Origin of the sequence: Bacillus sp. AL-1R (assembly GCF_052180195.1) — a bacterium.
In the GTDB taxonomy this organism is placed as follows: domain Bacteria; phylum Bacillota; class Bacilli; order Bacillales; family Bacillaceae_G; genus Gottfriedia.
In genome coordinates this window covers 2,596,202-2,614,832 of sequence record NZ_CP197469.1, presented here as the reverse complement: position 1 = coordinate 2,614,832, position 18,631 = coordinate 2,596,202, and the positions used below count along the sequence as shown (strand labels likewise).

At 30.4% G+C, this 18,631-nt stretch carries 16 protein-coding genes; 11 read left to right on the top strand and 5 right to left on the bottom strand.

Annotated features, from left to right (window positions below):
- Positions 1–181 precede the first annotated feature (181 nt).
- A complete protein-coding gene (locus ACSBO6_RS12270) occupies positions 182–2,113 on the top strand; it encodes an ATP-dependent DNA helicase (RefSeq protein ID WP_098845180.1) in 1,932 nt (643 codons plus the stop codon).
- A 14-nt stretch (positions 2,114–2,127) separates the two neighbouring features.
- On the opposite strand, the gene ACSBO6_RS12265 is transcribed toward ACSBO6_RS12270, so the two are convergent.
- Positions 2,128–2,757: an NAD(P)-dependent oxidoreductase gene (locus ACSBO6_RS12265; protein ID WP_098845179.1), complete on the bottom strand. Its 630-nt coding sequence runs from the start codon at positions 2,755–2,757 to the stop codon at positions 2,128–2,130.
- A gap of 160 nt (positions 2,758–2,917) precedes the next feature.
- On the opposite strand from ACSBO6_RS12265, the gene ACSBO6_RS12260 reads away from it, so the two are divergent.
- The 8 genes from ACSBO6_RS12260 (at position 2,918) to ACSBO6_RS12225 (ending at position 14,127) form a co-directional block, all read left to right on the top strand.
- Positions 2,918–4,432 carry a carboxypeptidase M32 gene (locus tag ACSBO6_RS12260; protein ID WP_098845178.1) on the top strand — a complete coding sequence of 505 codons (1,515 nt, stop codon included), beginning with the start codon at positions 2,918–2,920 and terminating at the stop codon, positions 4,430–4,432.
- Positions 4,433–4,794: 362 nt separating this feature from the next.
- Positions 4,795–4,998 (top strand): aspartyl-phosphate phosphatase Spo0E family protein, encoded by a 204-nt coding sequence (locus tag ACSBO6_RS12255; RefSeq protein ID WP_098845177.1) that lies wholly within the window; start codon positions 4,795–4,797, stop codon positions 4,996–4,998.
- 232 nt (positions 4,999–5,230) lie between these two features.
- Positions 5,231–5,692 carry an RDD family protein gene (locus ACSBO6_RS12250; RefSeq protein ID WP_098845176.1) on the top strand — a complete coding sequence of 154 codons (462 nt, stop codon included), beginning with the start codon at positions 5,231–5,233 and terminating at the stop codon, positions 5,690–5,692.
- Between the two features lie 308 nt (positions 5,693–6,000).
- Positions 6,001–7,530 carry a carboxypeptidase M32 gene (locus ACSBO6_RS12245; RefSeq protein ID WP_098845175.1) on the top strand — a complete coding sequence of 510 codons (1,530 nt, stop codon included), beginning with the start codon at positions 6,001–6,003 and terminating at the stop codon, positions 7,528–7,530.
- 261 nt (positions 7,531–7,791) lie between these two features.
- Positions 7,792–8,883: a type III polyketide synthase gene (locus ACSBO6_RS12240; protein ID WP_498843445.1), complete on the top strand. Its 1,092-nt coding sequence runs from the start codon at positions 7,792–7,794 to the stop codon at positions 8,881–8,883.
- On the top strand, positions 8,883–9,386 hold the full coding sequence (locus ACSBO6_RS12235) for an isoprenylcysteine carboxyl methyltransferase family protein (protein WP_098845173.1): 504 nt from the start codon (positions 8,883–8,885) through the stop codon (positions 9,384–9,386). Before ACSBO6_RS12240 ends, ACSBO6_RS12235 begins: the two co-directional genes overlap by 1 nt.
- A gap of 289 nt (positions 9,387–9,675) precedes the next feature.
- Positions 9,676–13,272, top strand: a complete 3,597-nt coding sequence (locus ACSBO6_RS12230) for a dynamin family protein (protein WP_498843444.1) — start codon at positions 9,676–9,678, stop codon at positions 13,270–13,272.
- 21 nt (positions 13,273–13,293) lie between these two features.
- The gene (locus tag ACSBO6_RS12225; RefSeq protein ID WP_498843443.1) at positions 13,294–14,127 is read left to right on the top strand and encodes a sulfurtransferase; all 834 of its coding nucleotides are present in this window, start codon (positions 13,294–13,296) and stop codon (positions 14,125–14,127) included.
- Positions 14,128–14,364: 237 nt separating this feature from the next.
- Here the strand turns inward: ACSBO6_RS12225 and ACSBO6_RS12220 are convergent, their stop codons facing one another.
- A complete protein-coding gene (locus tag ACSBO6_RS12220; protein ID WP_180232855.1) occupies positions 14,365–15,300 on the bottom strand; it encodes a DMT family transporter in 936 nt (311 codons plus the stop codon).
- 16 nt (positions 15,301–15,316) lie between these two features.
- Positions 15,317–15,697 (bottom strand): reverse transcriptase-like protein, encoded by a 381-nt coding sequence (locus ACSBO6_RS12215; RefSeq protein ID WP_098845170.1) that lies wholly within the window; start codon positions 15,695–15,697, stop codon positions 15,317–15,319.
- 133 nt (positions 15,698–15,830) lie between these two features.
- On the opposite strand from ACSBO6_RS12215, the gene ACSBO6_RS12210 reads away from it, so the two are divergent.
- Positions 15,831–16,487: a reverse transcriptase-like protein gene (locus ACSBO6_RS12210; protein WP_098845169.1), complete on the top strand. Its 657-nt coding sequence runs from the start codon at positions 15,831–15,833 to the stop codon at positions 16,485–16,487.
- Between the two features lie 16 nt (positions 16,488–16,503).
- Positions 16,504–16,689 carry a zinc-finger domain-containing protein gene (locus ACSBO6_RS12205; RefSeq protein ID WP_098845168.1) on the top strand — a complete coding sequence of 62 codons (186 nt, stop codon included), beginning with the start codon at positions 16,504–16,506 and terminating at the stop codon, positions 16,687–16,689.
- A gap of 1,087 nt (positions 16,690–17,776) precedes the next feature.
- Here ACSBO6_RS12205 and ACSBO6_RS12200 read toward each other — a convergent pair.
- Positions 17,777–18,025 carry a DUF2564 family protein gene (locus tag ACSBO6_RS12200; protein ID WP_098846787.1) on the bottom strand — a complete coding sequence of 83 codons (249 nt, stop codon included), beginning with the start codon at positions 18,023–18,025 and terminating at the stop codon, positions 17,777–17,779.
- Positions 18,026–18,156: 131 nt separating this feature from the next.
- Positions 18,157–18,354, bottom strand: coding sequence for a cold-shock protein CspD (gene cspD, locus ACSBO6_RS12195; RefSeq protein ID WP_098846788.1), 198 nt, complete (start codon positions 18,352–18,354; stop codon positions 18,157–18,159).
- Between the last annotated feature and the right edge of the window lie 277 nt (positions 18,355–18,631).

The window sequence follows — 18,631 nt, the reverse complement described above, 5'->3', positions numbered from 1 at the left end:
CACTTAAGAATCCTTTAGTCTTTAGGTGATCGTATCTTATTTCTCTTGCCTTTCCACCGCATTTTTTGTATGATAGCGGGTAGAGACAATTTTTATTAAATAGAATGGATCGAATAAATTTGCAAATGTAAAGTTCTCACATGAGGACTTTTTCTTTTTAATTTACATTTTGGGGGTCGCAATGAGTCATTCAACTAAATTACCTTTTGAGGTAGGAAAAAAAGACCAATTCATTGAAAAACTAGGGGAATGGATTGGGGACGTTTTTTACGATTTATTACCAGATGCTGGCTATGAATTAAGAGATGAGCAAATCTTTATGGCTTATCAGATTGAAAGAGCGTTTAAAGAAAAGAAAGTTATTTTTGCTGAAGCAGGTGTTGGTACAGGTAAAACGTTTGTCTACTTGCTATATTGTTTATGCTATGCAAGATATACTGGTAAGCCAGCTATTATCGCATGTGCTGATGAATCTTTAATCGAACAGCTTGTAAAGAAAAATGGGGATATCGAAAAATTATCGAATGCTTTAAATTTGTCAATTGATGTTAGATTAGCTAAATCAACTACAAATTATTTATGTTTAAAAAAATTAGATTTACAACGTTCAGAAATTGATGTGTCGGATGCTGTTTTAGGGGTTTATGAAAATTTACCTAGTTTTGTAAATGATTATGGAACACTGCAAAAATTTACTCCATATGGAGACCGTACTGAATATAAGGAATTAACAGATGAAGAGTGGGATACAATTTCATATGATTATTTCCAAGATTGTTCTACTTGTGAACAAAGACATAGATGTGGACAAACTCTATCAAGAGAGCATTATCGTAAAGCAACTGACCTAATTGTATGCTCACAAGAATTTTATATGGAACATATTTGGACAGTAGAATCAAGAAAACGTGAAGGTCAATTACCGTTACTACCTAATCCAAGTTGTGTAGTATTTGATGAAGGACATTTACTAGAATTTGCAAGTCAAAAATCGTTAACTTATCGTCTTCAACAGGAGACATTAAATACATTTTTATCATTTTTAATGCAATCAGGTACACGTGAAAGCTTCCAACAGTTACTAGAAGATACATTAGAAACGTATGACCAATTCTTTTATGAATTAGATAACAATACCGAAGAAGTTGAAGGTTCTAGACGTTTTAAGCTAAATATGAATGAGAGATTAATTAAATTAGCAAGAAGATTAAAGTCTCAAATTAGTAATATTGGTGATGAATTAGTCTTTGAAAGTGAAATGTATACGATTGATGAGTATCAGTTAAATATTGTTGATGAGCACTTAGATGATGTTGAGCGTTGCTTAAATTTATTTATTAATGAAATTACTGCCATTCAATGGATTGAATATAATCAAAATGAATTAACACTTGTGATCATGCCAAAGGCTGTAAATGAACTTTTACAAGAAAAAGTATTTAATCAGAAAATGCCAATCGTATTTTCATCTGCAACTCTTTCACAAAATAATTCTTTTGATTATATTGCAAGTAGTTTAGGGATAAAAGATTACCTATCATTTTCAGTGAATTCTCCGTTTGATTATGATGAACAAATGAAGATAGAGCTAAATGAAGTTGACCCAACCAAGTTTGAGGAAAAAAATGAAAAGATTATTGAGAAGTTAAAAGATAATAATGGTAGTACATTAATTCTCTTCAATTCAACTCAAGAAATGAAAAAATTTAAATTACAAGTTGAAAACGAAAAATTAGACTTCAATTTATACTTTGAAGGTGAAGAGGAAATTAGTTCGATTGTACAAAAATTCCAAGAAGATCTTAACGCGTCTTTATGTGCTGTTCATTTATGGGAAGGATTAGATATTCAAGGTAAGTCACTTAGTCAAGTGATTATACACGCACTACCATTCCCGCCAAATGATCCAGTCTTCCAATCAAAACGTCAAAATTCACAAAACCCTTATTCTGAGATTGACGAGCCTTATATGCTATTAAGATTACGCCAAGGAATTGGACGTCTAATCCGTAGTCATGAGGATAAAGGAAGAATCGTGTTATTTATCGAGAATGATCTGAACAGTGAAACGAAAGAAAAAATCTTAAACAGTTTGCCTGTTAATCCATCTTAAAAAGCTAGCATTCGCTAGCTTTTTTCATTACATATTCCGACTCTAGATTTACTAAAATTGCATTCGAAAAATTCTTTAAATGCGAAAAAAGCTGTATCTCCAGTCGTGATACTTTCGCCACCAATCGGTAAGAAATCTTTTTCTACACGAATATTTTTCGTTACTGGACCATCTGGTAAGTAGGTTGGGCAAACAATCGTCCAATTTAACTGACTTCCATTTAATAAGTTATATGCTTTTTCATGATCGGTTGCTGCGGTTGTTGATTTTCGTTTTGATTCAGAGCTTAAATAACGAAGAACGGTTGGATCGACTCTAGATTGTAAAATACCTGCAGTTCCAATGGTCACGATCCTATCTATTTTTTTCATTTCAAGAAGAGGGATCAGTATTTCCATTGTTTTAGACAATATATTTTCACCCCCTGTATTTAAAGCAGAAATTACTCCATCAACGTTTTCTAAAGCCAAATTTAAATCTTTTTCATTTAGTGTATTTCCTTTTAAAACTGTAAGAGCTTCATGACGAATCGTTATTTTTTGTTCATCCCTTACGAAAGCAATTACTTCACATTTAGCTTCTAATAATAAATCCACTAAAAATGAACCAACTCTTCCAGTTGCTCCTAATACTAATATTTTCATAACATCACCTAGGGTGTATTGTACAATATTTTTATTCATTATGTCTTTAATATTAACTGTATTTTGATAATGAAAGTGCTTTTTAAGTTAAATATGAATTCAATATAAATGATATGATAGAATGAGATAAACAGACAAAATTTAGAAAAGAGGGGTAAAAATGGCAATAGATAAGATACAAGAAGAATTTATTGATTATTTAAAGAAAATCGAAAATTATAATGAAGCAATTAATGTTATGTATTGGGACTTAAGAACTGGAGCGCCTAAAAATGGAGCAGAACAAAGATCAAATGTGATTAGTCAACTTTCTGCAGATGTATTTGAAATGACAACATCAAGTACGATGGAAAACTATTTGAATTTATTAGAAAAAGAAATAGGGACAGGAAACTTAAATGAAATCATTGAAAAATCTGTTAAGGAATGTAGAAAAAATTATGATTTAAATTGTAAAATCCCCAAAAATGAATATGCAGAATATGTAAAGCTTTGTTCGCTAAGCGAAAATGCTTGGGAAGACGCTAAAAATGAAGGTGACTTTAGTAAGTTCCAACCATATTTAGAAAAAATTGTAGCAATGAAAAAGCAATTTATTGAATATTGGGGTTACAAGGATAAGAAATATGATACTTTATTAAACTTTTATGAGCCTGGTATGACAACAAAGAAGCTTGATGAGGTTTTTAGTAAAGTAAGAGAAAGTCTTGTACCATTAGTAGCCAAAATTTCTAAATCGCAAATAAATCTAATTCGCGAAGAGCTGTCACAACCAATCTCTATTGATCTTCAAAAAGAAGTAAGTGAAGATATACTATTAAAATTAGGTTATAATTTTGATTCAGGTCGCTTAGATGAAACGGTACATCCATTTCAGATTACATTAAATCCTGGTGATGTTCGAGTGACAACGAAATATATAGAAAATAATTTTATGAGTGCGCTTTTTGGAACCATTCACGAATGTGGCCATGCACTTTATGAGCAAAATTTATCATCGAATTTAATTGGGACACCATTGTGTGAAGGTGCATCGATGGGAATTCATGAGTCACAATCACTTTTCTTTGAAAATATGATTGGAAGAAGTAAAGAGTTTTGGGAAGCACAGTATGAAAATTTAATTGCAAAAACTGGTGATTATTTAAAAAAATTATCGGTAGAAGAATTTTATAAAGCAATAAACCATAGTGAGCCTTCATTAATTCGAATTGAAGCGGACGAATGTACATACCCATTGCATATAATGGTTCGATATGAAATTGAAAAAGAACTATTTGATGGAGATTTACAAGTTAAGGATTTACCAAAAGTATGGAATCAAAAAATGGAAGAATACTTAGGAATTGTTCCATCAAACGATCGAGAAGGCGTACTTCAAGATGTTCACTGGGCAGGAGGAGATTTTGGTTATTTTCCTTCGTATGCGTTAGGTGCAATGTACGCAGCGCAGTTTAAACATAAAATGAAACAGGATTTAACCGATTATGAAATGATCTTAAAAAGCGGAGAAATTCATCAAATTATTAATTGGCTAACACTTAATATTCACCAATATGGAAAACTAAAAGAACCGAAAGAACTTTTAGTTGATGTGACAGGTGAAGATTTGAATGTTAATTACTTTATCGAATACTTAGAAGATAAATACGCTAAATTATATAATTTAGTATAATCCAATTCAGGTGGCTGGAGGTTTTTAAAAACCTCCCCATACTTATCATTTAAGCGAAAATAAACAAATTTTTATATTTAAGTTAATCATTTTTTTATGTTTTTTTAATAAGTTCAAAGAATAGACAAATTTAGATATTTAATAAATTACTTTTTTATAGTATAGTAGATAAAAATGAAAGCGTGTTCACGGATGTTAATTAAGAAGAGTTGAATTTATAAAAGGAAATTTTAAAGAATTAAAGCAACCGAAATTAAGTTCAAAAAATATTCACATTTAGAAAGTCTTAACATATTTTTTTATAGTATTATAGATAAAAATGAAAGCGTGTTCATACTTTTTTTGAAAAGGAGGTAATTTGAATGTTTTTTAGGACAGCCAGATCTTTACAACGAAATATTGAAGAAAAACGAATCAAGTTGCAAGAAGCTCAAAATCAAAATAATGACAATCATCAAGAAGTAGTCAAGATTCGTCATCAGTTGGACACTGATTTAAGAGAACTACAGAAATTGTTGAAAACGGTTGCAGGAAAAAATTCTAAAGTTAACATTAAACCAATTTGAAAAAAATAGTAATAAGACCACAAATTATTTATTGTGGTCTTATTTTAATCATAGTGGAAAGATCTTCTTTCTAAATAAGAAGATTTATAGTGAAAAATGCTATTTATGTAGCTTGTATAAAAAATTTCGTACATAAAGTTAAAAATCACTAATCAAAAATAGAATACCTTAAGTATAATAGAGTATATCGATTACGATCCATTTTTTATAAAAATGTGGAATGAGGTTCTAGATGGATTTTGAACTGGCAAGTCGTATTAGAAGATTGTTTGCAGCTTGGATCGATGGCTCATTAAATCTTTTATTTTCTAAACTAGGGTTACTAATCCTTGGGTTAGAAAGTAAAGATATTTTAGACTTATTTATGTTTAGTAGTAAGCAACTGTTTTTCTATTCAATTTGGTCGCTATTCATTATTTTTTTATTTTATGTCATAGTACCTACTTATATTTGGAACGGACAAACAATAGGAAAAAGATTATTAAGTATTATGGTTATGAAGGATACAGAGGACTTAGTAGATTTTAAAACAATGACATCACGTTCAATTTTTGCTTTTAGTTGTCAGCTAAATTTGCCAATATTGATAGAAGCAATCGCTATTTTGTATCTCATCGATCTATTTTTCATCTTCCGAAAAGATCAGAGAACATTGCATGATTTAATCGCTAAAACGAAAGTTGTTTATTTTTAATAAAGCAAATAAAAATACCTTTTATAGCTAGTTACAAGCTTTAAAGGGTATTTTTATTTTTTTTAATTTGGTCAAAGGTACAAATAACGCCTTGTTATATAGATTCTCAACTTATAATAATTGTTGCATTCAAATTTACAATCAATGGCATTTATTTGAGAGTCTTTTATTAGGTTGTAGCGGTTAGACAATATTCATTTTGTCGAGAAATATTATTTAAAAAGTGAGATATTTCTTCTTTATCTGTAAATTTTTTATGATACTATTTAGCTGACAAAAAAATTTGAATTTAAAAGGTGGGTGTTTTGATGAGCTTGAAAGAATATGAGGCTTCGTTTTTAGAATATGTAAGAAAAATGTTAAACATTCAGGAAGCAATTAGTGTTTTATATTGGGATCTTCGAACAGGTGCACCTAAAAATGCTGTAAGTCAGCGTTCAAATGTAATTAGTCAATTATCAGCCGATGTGTTTAAAATGAGTACTTCAAAAGACATGGCGCATTATTTAATTACAATGGAAGAAGCGATTAGTGCAGGCAAATGTTCAGTAGAAGTTGAACAAACTGTCAAATACTTAAGAAAGCAGTACGATCGAAATACAAAAATACCAGTTGATGAGTTTGAAGCCTTTGTTAAATGCCAAGCAATTTCTGAGAGTGTTTGGGCAGAGGCGAAGGAAGAAAATAATTTTGCTAAATTTGAACCTTATTTAACGGAAATAATTGAGTATAAACGAAAATTCGTTGAATATTTAGGATACAAAGACTGTAAATATGATACATATTTAGATCAATATGAACCTGGAATGACTGTAAAGAAACTGGACGAAGTATTTTCGGAAGTAAGAAATAAATTAGTACCGATTGTTAAAGCCGTATCGACTAGCGGGAAAAACTTTGAAAAAGTAGAGATGAAAGCATTCGTTTCGACGCAAAAGCAAAAAGAAATTTGTGAAGAATTATTAGCTACTCTTGGCTATAATTTTGATGCCGGAAGATTAGATCCTACTCCTCATCCTTTTGCAACTTCTCTTAATTTAGGCGATGTTCGGGTAACAACGAAATATCATGAAAATAATTTTGAAAAAGCCATTTTTAGTACGATTCACGAATGTGGTCATGCTCTATATGAGCAAAACATTTCCAAAGAATTGGAGGGTTTACCGATTGCTCAAGGAGCGTCTTTAGGTATTCATGAATCTCAGTCACTTTTATATGAAAAGATGATTGGACAAAGCTATGAATTCTGGAAATCAAATTATCCAATGTTAAAAAAGAAACTGAATGGCGTGTTAGAAAATGTTACTTTAGATGAATTTTATAAAGTGATAAATCAAAGTAAGCCATCATTTATTCGGATTGAAGCGGATGAATTAACGTATCCTTTACACGTAATGATTCGTTATGAAATTGAAAAGGATTTATTAGATGGCAAAATCCAAGTGACAGATCTTCCTTCAATTTGGAATCAGAAATATGAGGAGTATTTAGGAATAATACCTAAAACAGATCGAGAAGGTGTATTACAGGATGTGCATTGGTCAATGGGGCATTTTGGATACTTTCCAACATATGCTTTAGGTGCAATGTATGCTGCTCAAATTAAAGCAACAATGGAAAAAGAATTACCAAATTTTGATGAATTAGTTGAAACGAATGATTTTCAAACGATTCTTGATTGGTTAAAAGTAAATATTCATCAATATGGTGCAATGAAAAAACCGCAACAAATTCTGAAGGATGTAACTGGTGAAGAATTGAACGTGAACTATTTTATTGATTATTTAGAGTCAAAATATACTAAACTGTATGAACTAAAAGAAGTAAATAAGTCTTAATTACCTTTTAGAAGAGCTGCGAATTTTTAGTACTCGGTTAATGGAAATAATTGCGAATGTAGATTTTTAATAAATGAGATATACTAAAATTGCACAACAGAAAGAAAACTCCTTTAAAACGTTTAGACAATTCTTATTATTTGTTCATGGTCCATGAATGAATATTGAATTGTCTTTTTTTGTTTATATATGTTTTTCATGTGTAAAAGAATAATTTTCCAACTAGATACAAAAGGTAATAACTATAAGGAGTGGAAAATTATGCCTTTAATTTTATCTGTTGGGAAAGCGGTGCCTAAATATAAAATCGACCAGGAAAATGTAGTACCTTTTATTCGAGAGCTTTTTTTGAAAAGATACCCTTCAATCGATCGCTTGTTATCTGTATTTCAAAATGGTGAGATTCAAAGTCGGTATATTGCTAAGGAGCTTTCTTGGTATAGCGAAGAGCATAGCTTTGAAAAGAAAAATCAGGCTTACACAGAAATCTCGATTGAATTATCAGTTGAAGCTATTAAAAATTGTTTATCAAGTAATGAATTTTTATCTTCAGAAGTTCCATATGAACAAATTGATGGAATCATTTTTGTATCTTCAACTGGAATTTCTACTCCAACAATTGATGCTCATATAGCAAATATCCTACCATTTAATTCTTCAATTAAAAGAATACCAATATGGGGATTAGGATGTGCAGGTGGGGCTAGTGGGATTTCTAGAGCATTTGATTATTGTAAAGCTCATCCAAAATCGAATATTTTACTAGTTGCGGTTGAATTATGCAGTTTAACATTTCAAAAAGAAGATCTTTCCAAAAGTAATATAATAGGAACTTCATTATTTGCTGATGGAGCAGCAGCGGTATTAGTTATCGGTGATGAGAGTGATTTGAAAAATCGAACGATACATAAATCTTTACCATCAATTGAACAAACTAATTCAACTTTAATGCCAAATTCGTTAGATGTAATGGGGTGGGATGTTCGAAATGATGGTTTGTTTGTCATTTTTTCAAGGGATATACCAACAATTGTTAAAAATTGGTTGCAACCCGTTGTTTCTAATTTTTTAACGGTAAATGAGCTAACAATGACAGATATAACTCACTTCATTGCTCATCCTGGAGGAAAAAAAGTATTGGATGCATATATCGAATCCTTAGATCTTCCCGAAGCGAAAATCGAGATTTCCTTAAATATTTTAAAATCATATGGAAATATGTCATCTAGTACTGTGTTATTTGTGTTAAGTGAGTTTATGAAGTTAGGAAAAACAGATGAATACGGTCTTCTTTGTGCTTTAGGGCCAGGATTTAGTTCGGAACTATCTTTGTTAAAATGGGTAGAATGCTAATGTTAAAGATTATTTTTTTATTCATCATCATACAAAGGGTGATTGAGCTATGTATAGCAAAGAATAATGAAAAAAAATTAAAAATGCGGGGTGCGCTTGAATTTGGACAAGAGCATTATAAATTTTTTATCATCTTACATAGCCTGTTTTTTATATCAATACTAATTGAGAATTATTTCATTCAATATATAGAAGTTGGATTTTTACATTTTCTGCTAATCGTACTGATCATTTTACAATTAGCAAGGGTATGGGTTATTTCAACGCTAGGGGAAAGATGGAATACAAAAATCATTATTTTACCTAATGAAAAATTAGTAAAACGTGGGCTTTATAAATATGTCAAGCATCCAAATTACATAATCGTTACGATTGAATTATTAGTCATACCAATTATGTTTCATGCATATATAACAGCAGTAATTTTTTCTATTTGTAATTTATTTTTATTAAAAGTACGAATCCGAGAAGAAAATAAAGCGCTTTTACATTCAATCGAATAGTTATTGACAAATGGAAAATAACTGATTATGATTAATGTAGAATGAAAATCATTATCAACTTCGAAAGGTTGTGCGTCAAATGGTTCTTGGATTTGTGTCAGCAACAATTCTTTTATACTTTTTATTAACTAAATATGTACTTAAACAAGTTCAAAACTAGGTGATGTTACCTAGTTTTTTTTATTTTATATGCATATGCCTATACATTCTTCTTCCAAATTAATATATATGGGGATAAAATAATGCTAGGGAAATGATTTTTAGTATGAAATGAAATGGGGAAATCACGTTGCAAAACACTAAGATTAACAGAGGGGAATTACTGAGTAAGGTTTCTTCAGGAATCAATTTACTTTCTGAACAAGGAAATTCGAAGGAATTATTTCAATTAAAAAAATTAGCATACAAAATACAAAATAAAGAAAGTTATTACGTATTTTGTGGGCATTTTTCTGCAGGTAAGTCCTCTTTACTAAATGATCTTTTACAAGTAGAAAAACTACCTACAAGCCCAATTCCTACAAGTGCAAACGTAGTAAAGTTAAAAAATGGCGAAAGTAAAATGTTAATTACGCTTAAAGATGGTGAAATGTATCAGATTCAAGAGGATATTCAAGTAGATGAACTTAAAAAGTTAGCATCTGATAGTGGTTCAATTATTGAGCTCGAGTGGGCACAAGAACAATTTAAAATTCCAACTGGATCTGTTTTAATTGATACACCAGGAATTGATTCAACAGATATGGACCATTTAGAGGCGACCAATTCAGTCATTCATCTAGCGGATAGTATTTTTTATTTAATGGATTATCAACATGTTCATTCAAAAACAAATATCGATTTTATTCATAATTTAGTTGAGAAAAATAATAAAGTTTGTTTAGTCATTACATGTATTGATAAACACGATGAAATAGAATTGACGTTCGATGAGTTTAAACATGGAGTAATTGGAAACTTAAAAAAACAAGGATTAGGTAATTTACAAGTTTTTTATATTTCTACAAGAGAAAAATCTGTTGATAACAACGAATATAACCAATTTATTAATTATTTAAATGATTTATACATTCATCAAGATGTAGTGCAAATCGAAAATGATTATGCAAGCTTTTTGACAATAATGAACGAACAAATACAACAACTTGAGAACGATTACATTGATCTCGATCAAAATGCTGATCAGATTCGAAAAGAATATAATGATTTAAATCTTGAAATTGAAGCGATTGAAAACTCAGTTTCTTCATTTGAGGAAAATTGTTTGCAATCTACACAACAAGTACTATCGAATTCTAACATTACACCATTTGAGATGAGAGAATTAGCATCAAACTATTTAGAAGCAGAAAAAGCTTTGCAAAATAAAGGATTATTTCAATCAAGAAAAAAACTTGAAAATGCTGTACATGAATCGAAAAGTCAATTTATTCACAAAGTACAAGAATTAACTAATAAACAAATTGAGTATTTTGTAAAAGAAGCGGCAATTCGAACTGTAAAACAAATTGAAAATAATAAAATTGATAGCAGTGACTTTGATCAACTTTTAGAGCCTAATTTGAGTGAAGAGATTATTTGTCCAAAACCATCCCATTTAATTGATACAGGTGGAAACTATTTATTACAGTACACAAAGGAAGTCAGTGAAGGGATTAAGGCGGTATATCGAAAAAGTATTTCCGAGTTTATTCATACACTTTCAAAGGAACTTAAGGTACAAAATGAATCAACTATTTTAAAGCTTAAAAATAAAATAAATGCCTTACAATCAAAAATAGAAGGATTTGATGAATTAGAGTTTAATAATCAAAAAATTTCACATATGGTGACAGAAATAAAGGCGATTTTAAATAATGATCAAGCATTTAATCAAGATCTACCAGAAATTAAACCTACCTTAATATCTGTAAGTGATTTAATGAATCATAATATTTTAACAGTTCAAGCACCAGAACTAAAAGAAGAAATTATTACCGAAATTGAAGAAACGAATACCAAAAAATATTCAAACGAAGAAATTCAAGCTAAATATGAAGTGGCTGATTTACTATTAGATGAACTAACTTCAAATAAATTTATTCAGAGTAAAATCGGTATTTTAAAAGAAAAAAGAGAACAAATAAAATCAAACGAATATACAATTGCATTATTCGGAGCGTTTAGTTCAGGAAAAACATCGTATATAAATACTTTACTTGGCGATCGTGTACTACCTGTTTCTCCACACCCAACTACAGCGGCAATTTGTAAAATTAAACGATCAACAGTTGAATCTGGTAATAAAAAAGCTGATGTGAGTTATAAATCAGAGGAATCTTTAAAAGAAGAGTTTCTTGATTTCTTCAAAAAATGGGGTGTGGAAGCTAATGAAAAAGAGTGGTTTAGTACACTTCAATCTTTAATTAAGAAACAAAAGGATAAAATCCCTACTGATGCGTTCGTCTATGCAGAAAGCGTATGTCAAAATTATGAAGAAATGAGAAGTTTACTAGGTACGACTAAGCGATATGACCTAAGTGAGTATGTAAGTGTGATAAGTGAAGAAAATAGAGCATGTTTTGTAAAAGAAAGTACTGTTTATTTTGATTGTGATATCACGTTAAGTGGTATTGTATTAGTGGATACACCAGGAGGAAATAGTATTCATTCAAGACATACTGAACTCGCATTCGACTATTTGAAAAAAGCTGATTTAATTTTGTATGTTGCACATTATCAACATGCTTTTACACGTCAAGATGAGTCTTTCTTAATGCAAATCGGACGAATGAGAGAGAGTTTTGATAGTGATAAAGTTTACTTTGTCTTAAATGCTTCGGATTTAGCAAAGGATCGAAACGAAATTGAAATCGTGCAAAATTTCTTTGTAAACCAATTAACGAAACTAGGAGTCCGTTTCCCATCTGTGTTTGCTATTTCAAGTATGCTTCAAATGAAAGGATACGGCGATTCAGATTTAAATTTAGAAATCCAAAATAATTATAAGAAATTAAATACGAAAATCCAAAACTTCTTCCAATTTGAAATTGCGAACGAAGTCTTTAAAACTTTTATTAATGACCTATTAACAATTGAAAAAATCTTGCGCGATACGATAAATCGTTTCGAAAGAATAAAACGTGAAAAAGGTCAATTCTTCAAAGAACTTGAGCAAATTCAGAAAAAAGTTAAAGAAACGATTAATAATGCAGAACCTACTGAATTACCAAGAGCATTTTTGAAAGAAAACGAGCAATTGATTTTCTTTATCGAAAAGCGTATCGAGTTAAGGATGCGTGATCTTTTCCCTTATTTCTTTAATCCGAGTATTTTCAATAGTACAACGAAAAATAGTAAACAATTATTTGTGACTAAAATTCGTGAATTTATTTATGAAGTATTAGAAGAGATTTTAAAGGAATTAAGAGTAACTGGATTTAGATTAGAGAAGTTTTTAACGAATGAAATTTCAATGTCGCAAGATCGAGTAATTGAGGAAATACATTCGATTCAATCTGAATTTATCGTTCAAAAAAGCGAAATGAAAGAAATCTTACCTGTTTCGATAAAAAATCCTGATCAATTTATTAATGTAGACCGATTTGAAAGTTTAAAGAATTACTTTAAAAATCCTAAAAGCTTTTTTGTTGATAACATGAAAGAAACGATGATTGATGAATGCATTATTGAATTGAGAACACCATTAAAAGAGTATTTAGCAAATATGAATAGCTTGTTTGCTGAGCATTATCACACTCAATATGTTGATGCATTAAATTCTATATTGCAAAACTGCTCAAATCAAATCGAAAATGATGTTAGGCAAACAATTAAAGCAACTGAAAACTTAAATGAAGTAGTAGTAGATGAAAACGTATTAAACTTATTCAAAAAATTAATTTAATATGAAGGTGGACAATTAAAATTGAAAAATATTATGGATGTAAACATTGCAAATAAATTACGCTTGAATAAAAATGTTGTATTTTTAGATTGTCGATTTCAATTGTCAAATCCTGACTATGGTTTAAGTGAGTTTCAGAAAAATCATATTCCGCTTTCTCGTTTTGTTGATTTAAATAAAGACTTATCTAGTCCTGTACAAAAGCATGGTGGCAGACATCCGTTTCCTAATTTAAATGATTTTGGAAATCTTTTAGGAAGACTAGGAATCGATCATGATACGATTGTAATTTGTTATGACGATGGTACAAATGATAATGCCGCAAGATGCTGGTTTTTATGTAATTTAGTAGGGCATCAGTATACATTTGTTCTAAATGGTGGTTATAAAAAATGGTTGGAGAACGGTTTTGAAGTAACTACTGGAATTGAAGAAGTGATACCGAAAAAATTCGAAATTAAACTCCAAGACGATATGGTTAGTTCGATGGATGAAGTTAAAGAGAAAAGTAAAAATGAGGATTTCAATTTAATTGATTCTAGAGAATCTATTCGATATATTGGTGAATTTGAACCAATTGATCGAATTGCTGGCCATATACCTGGAGCGAAAAATTCATTTTGGAAAGATGTTTTAAACGAAACTGGAGAGTTTAAAACAAAAGAAGAATTACAAACACTCTTTAAACCATTTAAAAAAGACATTGAAACTGTTGTTTATTGTGGTTCTGGTATCACGGGTTGTGTTAATTATTTAGGGTTAGTTGAAGCTGGATATACGAATGTAAAACTCTATCCAGGAAGTTTTAGTGACTGGATATCTTATGAAGAAAATGTTGTGAATAAGAAAAATTAATGAGTTGCAAAATAGTTTTAATTGGTATAGAATGAGAATACAAATTAACAAAACCTGCTGTGTGCGTTGTCAGTTTATGCCTTAAACCAATGATTTTTTATAGGAAGACCGATATTTAAGTAACAACATCGTGCCTATTTATAGGAGGATGAACGTTACTTGTGAGGACATCCACTTTGGAGTTCGGTTTACTTTAGGCATAAAAGGAATAACGGCATTTGCGGGAAAAAAAACCATTCACATTTTGTGAATGGTTTTTTCTTCTTTATATAATTTCTTTTTACTTTTGTTCTTTCTTATTTGAGTGACAATGGTCGAAATTAAAATCAAACTGCAACCGAATAAACCAATTTCTTGTAATCTTTCTCCACCATAGTAATATCCAGTAATCGCTGCAAAAACTGGCTCAGTAGCAAGAATGATCCCTACTTCTGTCGCACTTATTGTACGTTGTGCAAACATTTGGATAAAGAAAGCTGCAGCGGTACAAAAAATGGCAGTAAATAGAATGGAAAAAAGAAAAAATTTATTTGTCCATAATGCTTGATTGAATATGACTTGCCAATCTTCAAATATTAGAGCAAATGTCCAAGAGGCTAAAGCTACAAAAGTTATTTGTACAGTTGCCAGTTGTAGTGAATTATAATTAGGTGAGTAGATGGTTGAATAAATAATATGAAGAGCAAACGCAATCGCACTGAACAATGAAATAATATCACCAGAATTAAATTTAGAATTTGTTGATAGGGTTAATAAAAATAATCCGATAAATGCAATAATTGCACATAAATTTTCCCGTAAAGTAGGTTTTTTCTTATATTTAAAGAATAAAAGAAAAGGAACAATTGCTACACTAATCCCGATAATAAAACCAGATTTGGAGATAGAAGTGTAACGTAAACCAAATGTTTGAAAAACAAAACCTAGAAATAGAAATAATCCTATGACGATTCCAGGGAAAATAAAACCAGGTTTTCCGCGATATCTTTTATTATTTTTTTGATTTAACAAAGTTTGAACTGTAAATAATACAATTGCTGCAACAATAAATCGTAATGCATTATATGTAAATGGGTGGACAAACTTTAGTGTTTCTTTAACAATGAAAAGCGAAGAACCCCAAATAAAGGACACAATCAGTAAAGAAGAAAAAGCGATTAATTTATTTTTCATATCGTCCATTCCTTTTTTATTTTATGGCTTTTCGAGCAAGTTCATCAGCAACCTTATTTGCACTTGATGGGATCCATTTAATAAAGAAAAGATCAAGTTGATTAATTAACTTAAGTGATTTCTCTAATAAAGGAATAAACATATCGTTTTTTGAATATTTCTTATCAATACTTTCTTCAACGATTTTCGAATCTGTACGAAATGAAACAATTGATAAATTATTTTTGACACAATAATCTAATGCAAGTAACAATGCATGAAATTCTGCTTCATGATTAGACATTGAATCTAATGGAATACTTAAAAAAACAGGTTCTTTAATTCCTTTTATGAAAATACCTGCACCTGAAGGCCCGGGATTTCCTTTGGAAGCTCCATCAATATAAACTTCAATCATAGTAAACCTCCAACACTTATATATGTATCATTTTAGTATATATTCAAAAAAATGAAAACTTAAAATATAATATAGAGTAATTTTATATTAAAGATAGGATCGTTTAAACTAAACAATAGAAAAGGTGTGTCAGATGAAGTTAAGGATCAGCTGGAAGTATCAAACCAAAAAGAAGTATCAAATTACACTTGAAACTGAATGGTTAGAAATAAAAGAAGCGCTACTTTTAGCAGAAGATTTTGAGAGTACAGGTAGAACAAGAGAAATTATCTTTATCGATCAATTCGAAACAGAGTGGACTAAAAAACAAGTAATAAAATATTTAAAAGAACTTGAAGAAGAACCTCATAATATTTCAATATTTTTTGACGGTGGATTTGATCAATCAACAGCTAGTTCGGGAATCGGTGTATGCTTATACTTTCATCAAAATGGTAAAAACTATCGAAAAAGGTTTAATGAAAAATTAGACGGGTTATTAACAAATAATGAAGCGGAATTTGCTGCAATTGAAAATGCAATCTTACTATTAGAGGAAATGAATATTACAGGACAAACAATCGTTATAAAAGGTGATTCACAAGTAGTCATTAATCAGTTAAATGGAGATTGGCCTTGCTATGAAGAACAACATGAACGATTTATCAATCGAATCGAAAGAAAATGTAAAAACTTAAAATTAACCTTACAATTAGAACTGATTAAACGTAATGATAATAAAGAAGCTCATAATTTAGCAACACAAGCACTTAAAGGGAATAAGATAATCAGTACGATTGAAGTTACATGAAGAGGTGAATTGAATAATGGAACGTAAAGAAATCTTGGACGAAATCGATACTTTAATAAAGACTTATTGCGATGGTTGTTTTGTTTACAAACAGTTTAGAAAAGACCATAGCCAAAAATTCGCACAATCTTTTTGTATTAATAAATGTACGGTTGGAGAAAAAATAAAAACGATCGGTAAAAAATTAACTTCTGACTGTTAAATAAAAAGGAACCTACTTATGACAGGTTCATGAGGAAGTAAACAAGCGAAAAATAGAAAGATACTTCCTCATAACAGGTTCATGAGGAAGTAAACTAGCGAAAAATAGAAAGATACTTCCTCATAATAGGTTCATGAGGAAGTAAACTAGCGAAAAATAGAAAGATACTTCCTCATAACAGGTTCATGAGGAAGTAAACTAGCCAAAAATAGAAAGATACTTCCTCATAACAGGTTCATGAGGAAGTAAACCAGCGAAAAATAGAAAGATACTTCCTCATAACAGGTTCATGAGGAAGTAAACTAGCGAAAAATAGAAAGGAACTTATTCATGACAGGTTCATGAGGAAGTAAACCAGCGAAAAATAGAAAGATACTTCCTCATAACAGGTTCATGAGGAAGTAAACCAGCGAAAAATAGAAAGATACTTCCTCATGACAGGTTCATGAGGAAGTAAACCAGCGAAAAATAGAAAGGAACTTCCTCATAACAGGTTCATGAGGAAGGAAATCAGCGGAAAATAGAAAGATACTTCCTCATAACAGGTTCATGAGGAAGTACACCAGCGAAAAATAGAAAGATACTTCCTCATAACAGGTTCATGAGGAAGTAAACTAGGAAAAAATAGAAAGATACTTCCTCATAACAGGTTCATGAGGAAGTAAACTAGTGAAAAATAGAAAGATACTTCCTCATAACAGGTTCATGAGGAAGTAAACTAGCGAAAAATAGAAAGATACTTCCTCATAACAGGTTCATGAGGAAGTAAACAAGCGAAAAATAGAAAGATACTTCCTCATAACAGGTTCATGAGGAAGTAAACAAGCGAAAAATAGAAAGATACTTCCTCATGACAGGTTCATGAGGAAGTAAACCAGCGAAAAATAGAAAGATACTTCCTCATAACAGGTTCATGAGGAAGTAAACTAGCAAAAATTAGAAAGTTCTTTACTCATGAAAGGTTTTAGTGGAAATCAACCAAAAATTAGCGTAGTTGAAAAGCTCATATGTCAACACACTGAAAAGAAGGTACTATTTTAAGTACCTTCTTTTAGTGTGTTGACAATTGTGCTAAAAACTTGATTTTTTAGAATATCTTTGCTTCTCTTATTTGTTGCTCGATATGCATTAAGTCTTCTTCTTGTTTCTTTAAAAACTCGTCATCTAGATCAGTTGCAAGGCCTTTCATTTTTTCCAGTTGTTCTCTTGCTTGATTTACAGCAGTAGTTGCATCTGTTAATTGTTGCTCGTCCATACTCATTGTTGCATAGCCTACAAGCCTCTCTGCAGCTTTAACTTTCATTTCTACATCTTCAAAATTATTAAAGTTTGACATAAACACCCTCCTTATTTCACTTCGTAGTATTCCCAAATAAAATAGGAATCATGAAAAGAGAGAGGATTTTTTTCTCTTTATAAAAATAAAAAAGGACTGATCAATCAGTCCTTTATGTAGTCAAGTTTATATTATAGCTTTACTACGTTAGCAGCTTGAGGTCCACGGTTACCTTCAACAATGTCAAAAGAAACTTCTGCACCTTCTTCTAAAGATTTGAATCCTTCAGTTTGGATTGCTGAGAAATGTACGAATACATCGTCTCCACCTTCAACTTCGATGAATCCGAAACCTTTTTCATTGTTGAACCATTTTACTTTTCCTTGCATTTTTCTTTTCCTCCTAAAACATTGCACATGAAGCGCGAAAAAATTTCCATTTATTAATCTTTTTATAATAAATGTTGAAATTAATATACAACTATTAAGAATATAAGTCAAGTAAGCGCTTAATATCAAAATAAACATTCAATTGACTTAAATATTTCACAAATAAAATAAAAAGTTAATATAAATTTGTGAAATTATTCACAAATATAAAAGTACATGATATACTACAACCATAGTAAGTCATTTAAATTACTATAAAGAATCAATCTTGATTTCA

Excerpts from the sequence above, each read along its gene's own strand:
- ACSBO6_RS12240 (WP_498843445.1), top strand. The coding sequence starts at position 7,792 with ATGCCTTTAATTTTATCTGTTGGGAAAGCGGTGCCTAAATATAAAATC.
- cspD (WP_098846788.1), bottom strand. The coding sequence starts at position 18,354 with ATGCAAGGAAAAGTAAAATGGTTCAACAATGAAAAAGGTTTCGGATTC.
- ACSBO6_RS12220 (WP_180232855.1), bottom strand. The coding sequence starts at position 15,300 with ATGAAAAATAAATTAATCGCTTTTTCTTCTTTACTGATTGTGTCCTTT.
- ACSBO6_RS12255 (WP_098845177.1), top strand. The coding sequence starts at position 4,795 with ATGTTTTTTAGGACAGCCAGATCTTTACAACGAAATATTGAAGAAAAA.
- ACSBO6_RS12250 (WP_098845176.1), top strand. The coding sequence starts at position 5,231 with ATGGATTTTGAACTGGCAAGTCGTATTAGAAGATTGTTTGCAGCTTGG.
- ACSBO6_RS12215 (WP_098845170.1), bottom strand. The coding sequence starts at position 15,697 with ATGATTGAAGTTTATATTGATGGAGCTTCCAAAGGAAATCCCGGGCCT.
- ACSBO6_RS12265 (WP_098845179.1), bottom strand. The coding sequence starts at position 2,757 with ATGAAAATATTAGTATTAGGAGCAACTGGAAGAGTTGGTTCATTTTTA.
- ACSBO6_RS12200 (WP_098846787.1), bottom strand. The coding sequence starts at position 18,025 with ATGTCAAACTTTAATAATTTTGAAGATGTAGAAATGAAAGTTAAAGCT.
- ACSBO6_RS12270 (WP_098845180.1), top strand. The coding sequence starts at position 182 with ATGAGTCATTCAACTAAATTACCTTTTGAGGTAGGAAAAAAAGACCAA.
- ACSBO6_RS12260 (WP_098845178.1), top strand. The coding sequence starts at position 2,918 with ATGGCAATAGATAAGATACAAGAAGAATTTATTGATTATTTAAAGAAA.
- ACSBO6_RS12235 (WP_098845173.1), top strand. The coding sequence starts at position 8,883 with ATGTTAAAGATTATTTTTTTATTCATCATCATACAAAGGGTGATTGAG.
- ACSBO6_RS12210 (WP_098845169.1), top strand. The coding sequence starts at position 15,831 with ATGAAGTTAAGGATCAGCTGGAAGTATCAAACCAAAAAGAAGTATCAA.
- ACSBO6_RS12205 (WP_098845168.1), top strand. The coding sequence starts at position 16,504 with ATGGAACGTAAAGAAATCTTGGACGAAATCGATACTTTAATAAAGACT.
- ACSBO6_RS12245 (WP_098845175.1), top strand. The coding sequence starts at position 6,001 with ATGAGCTTGAAAGAATATGAGGCTTCGTTTTTAGAATATGTAAGAAAA.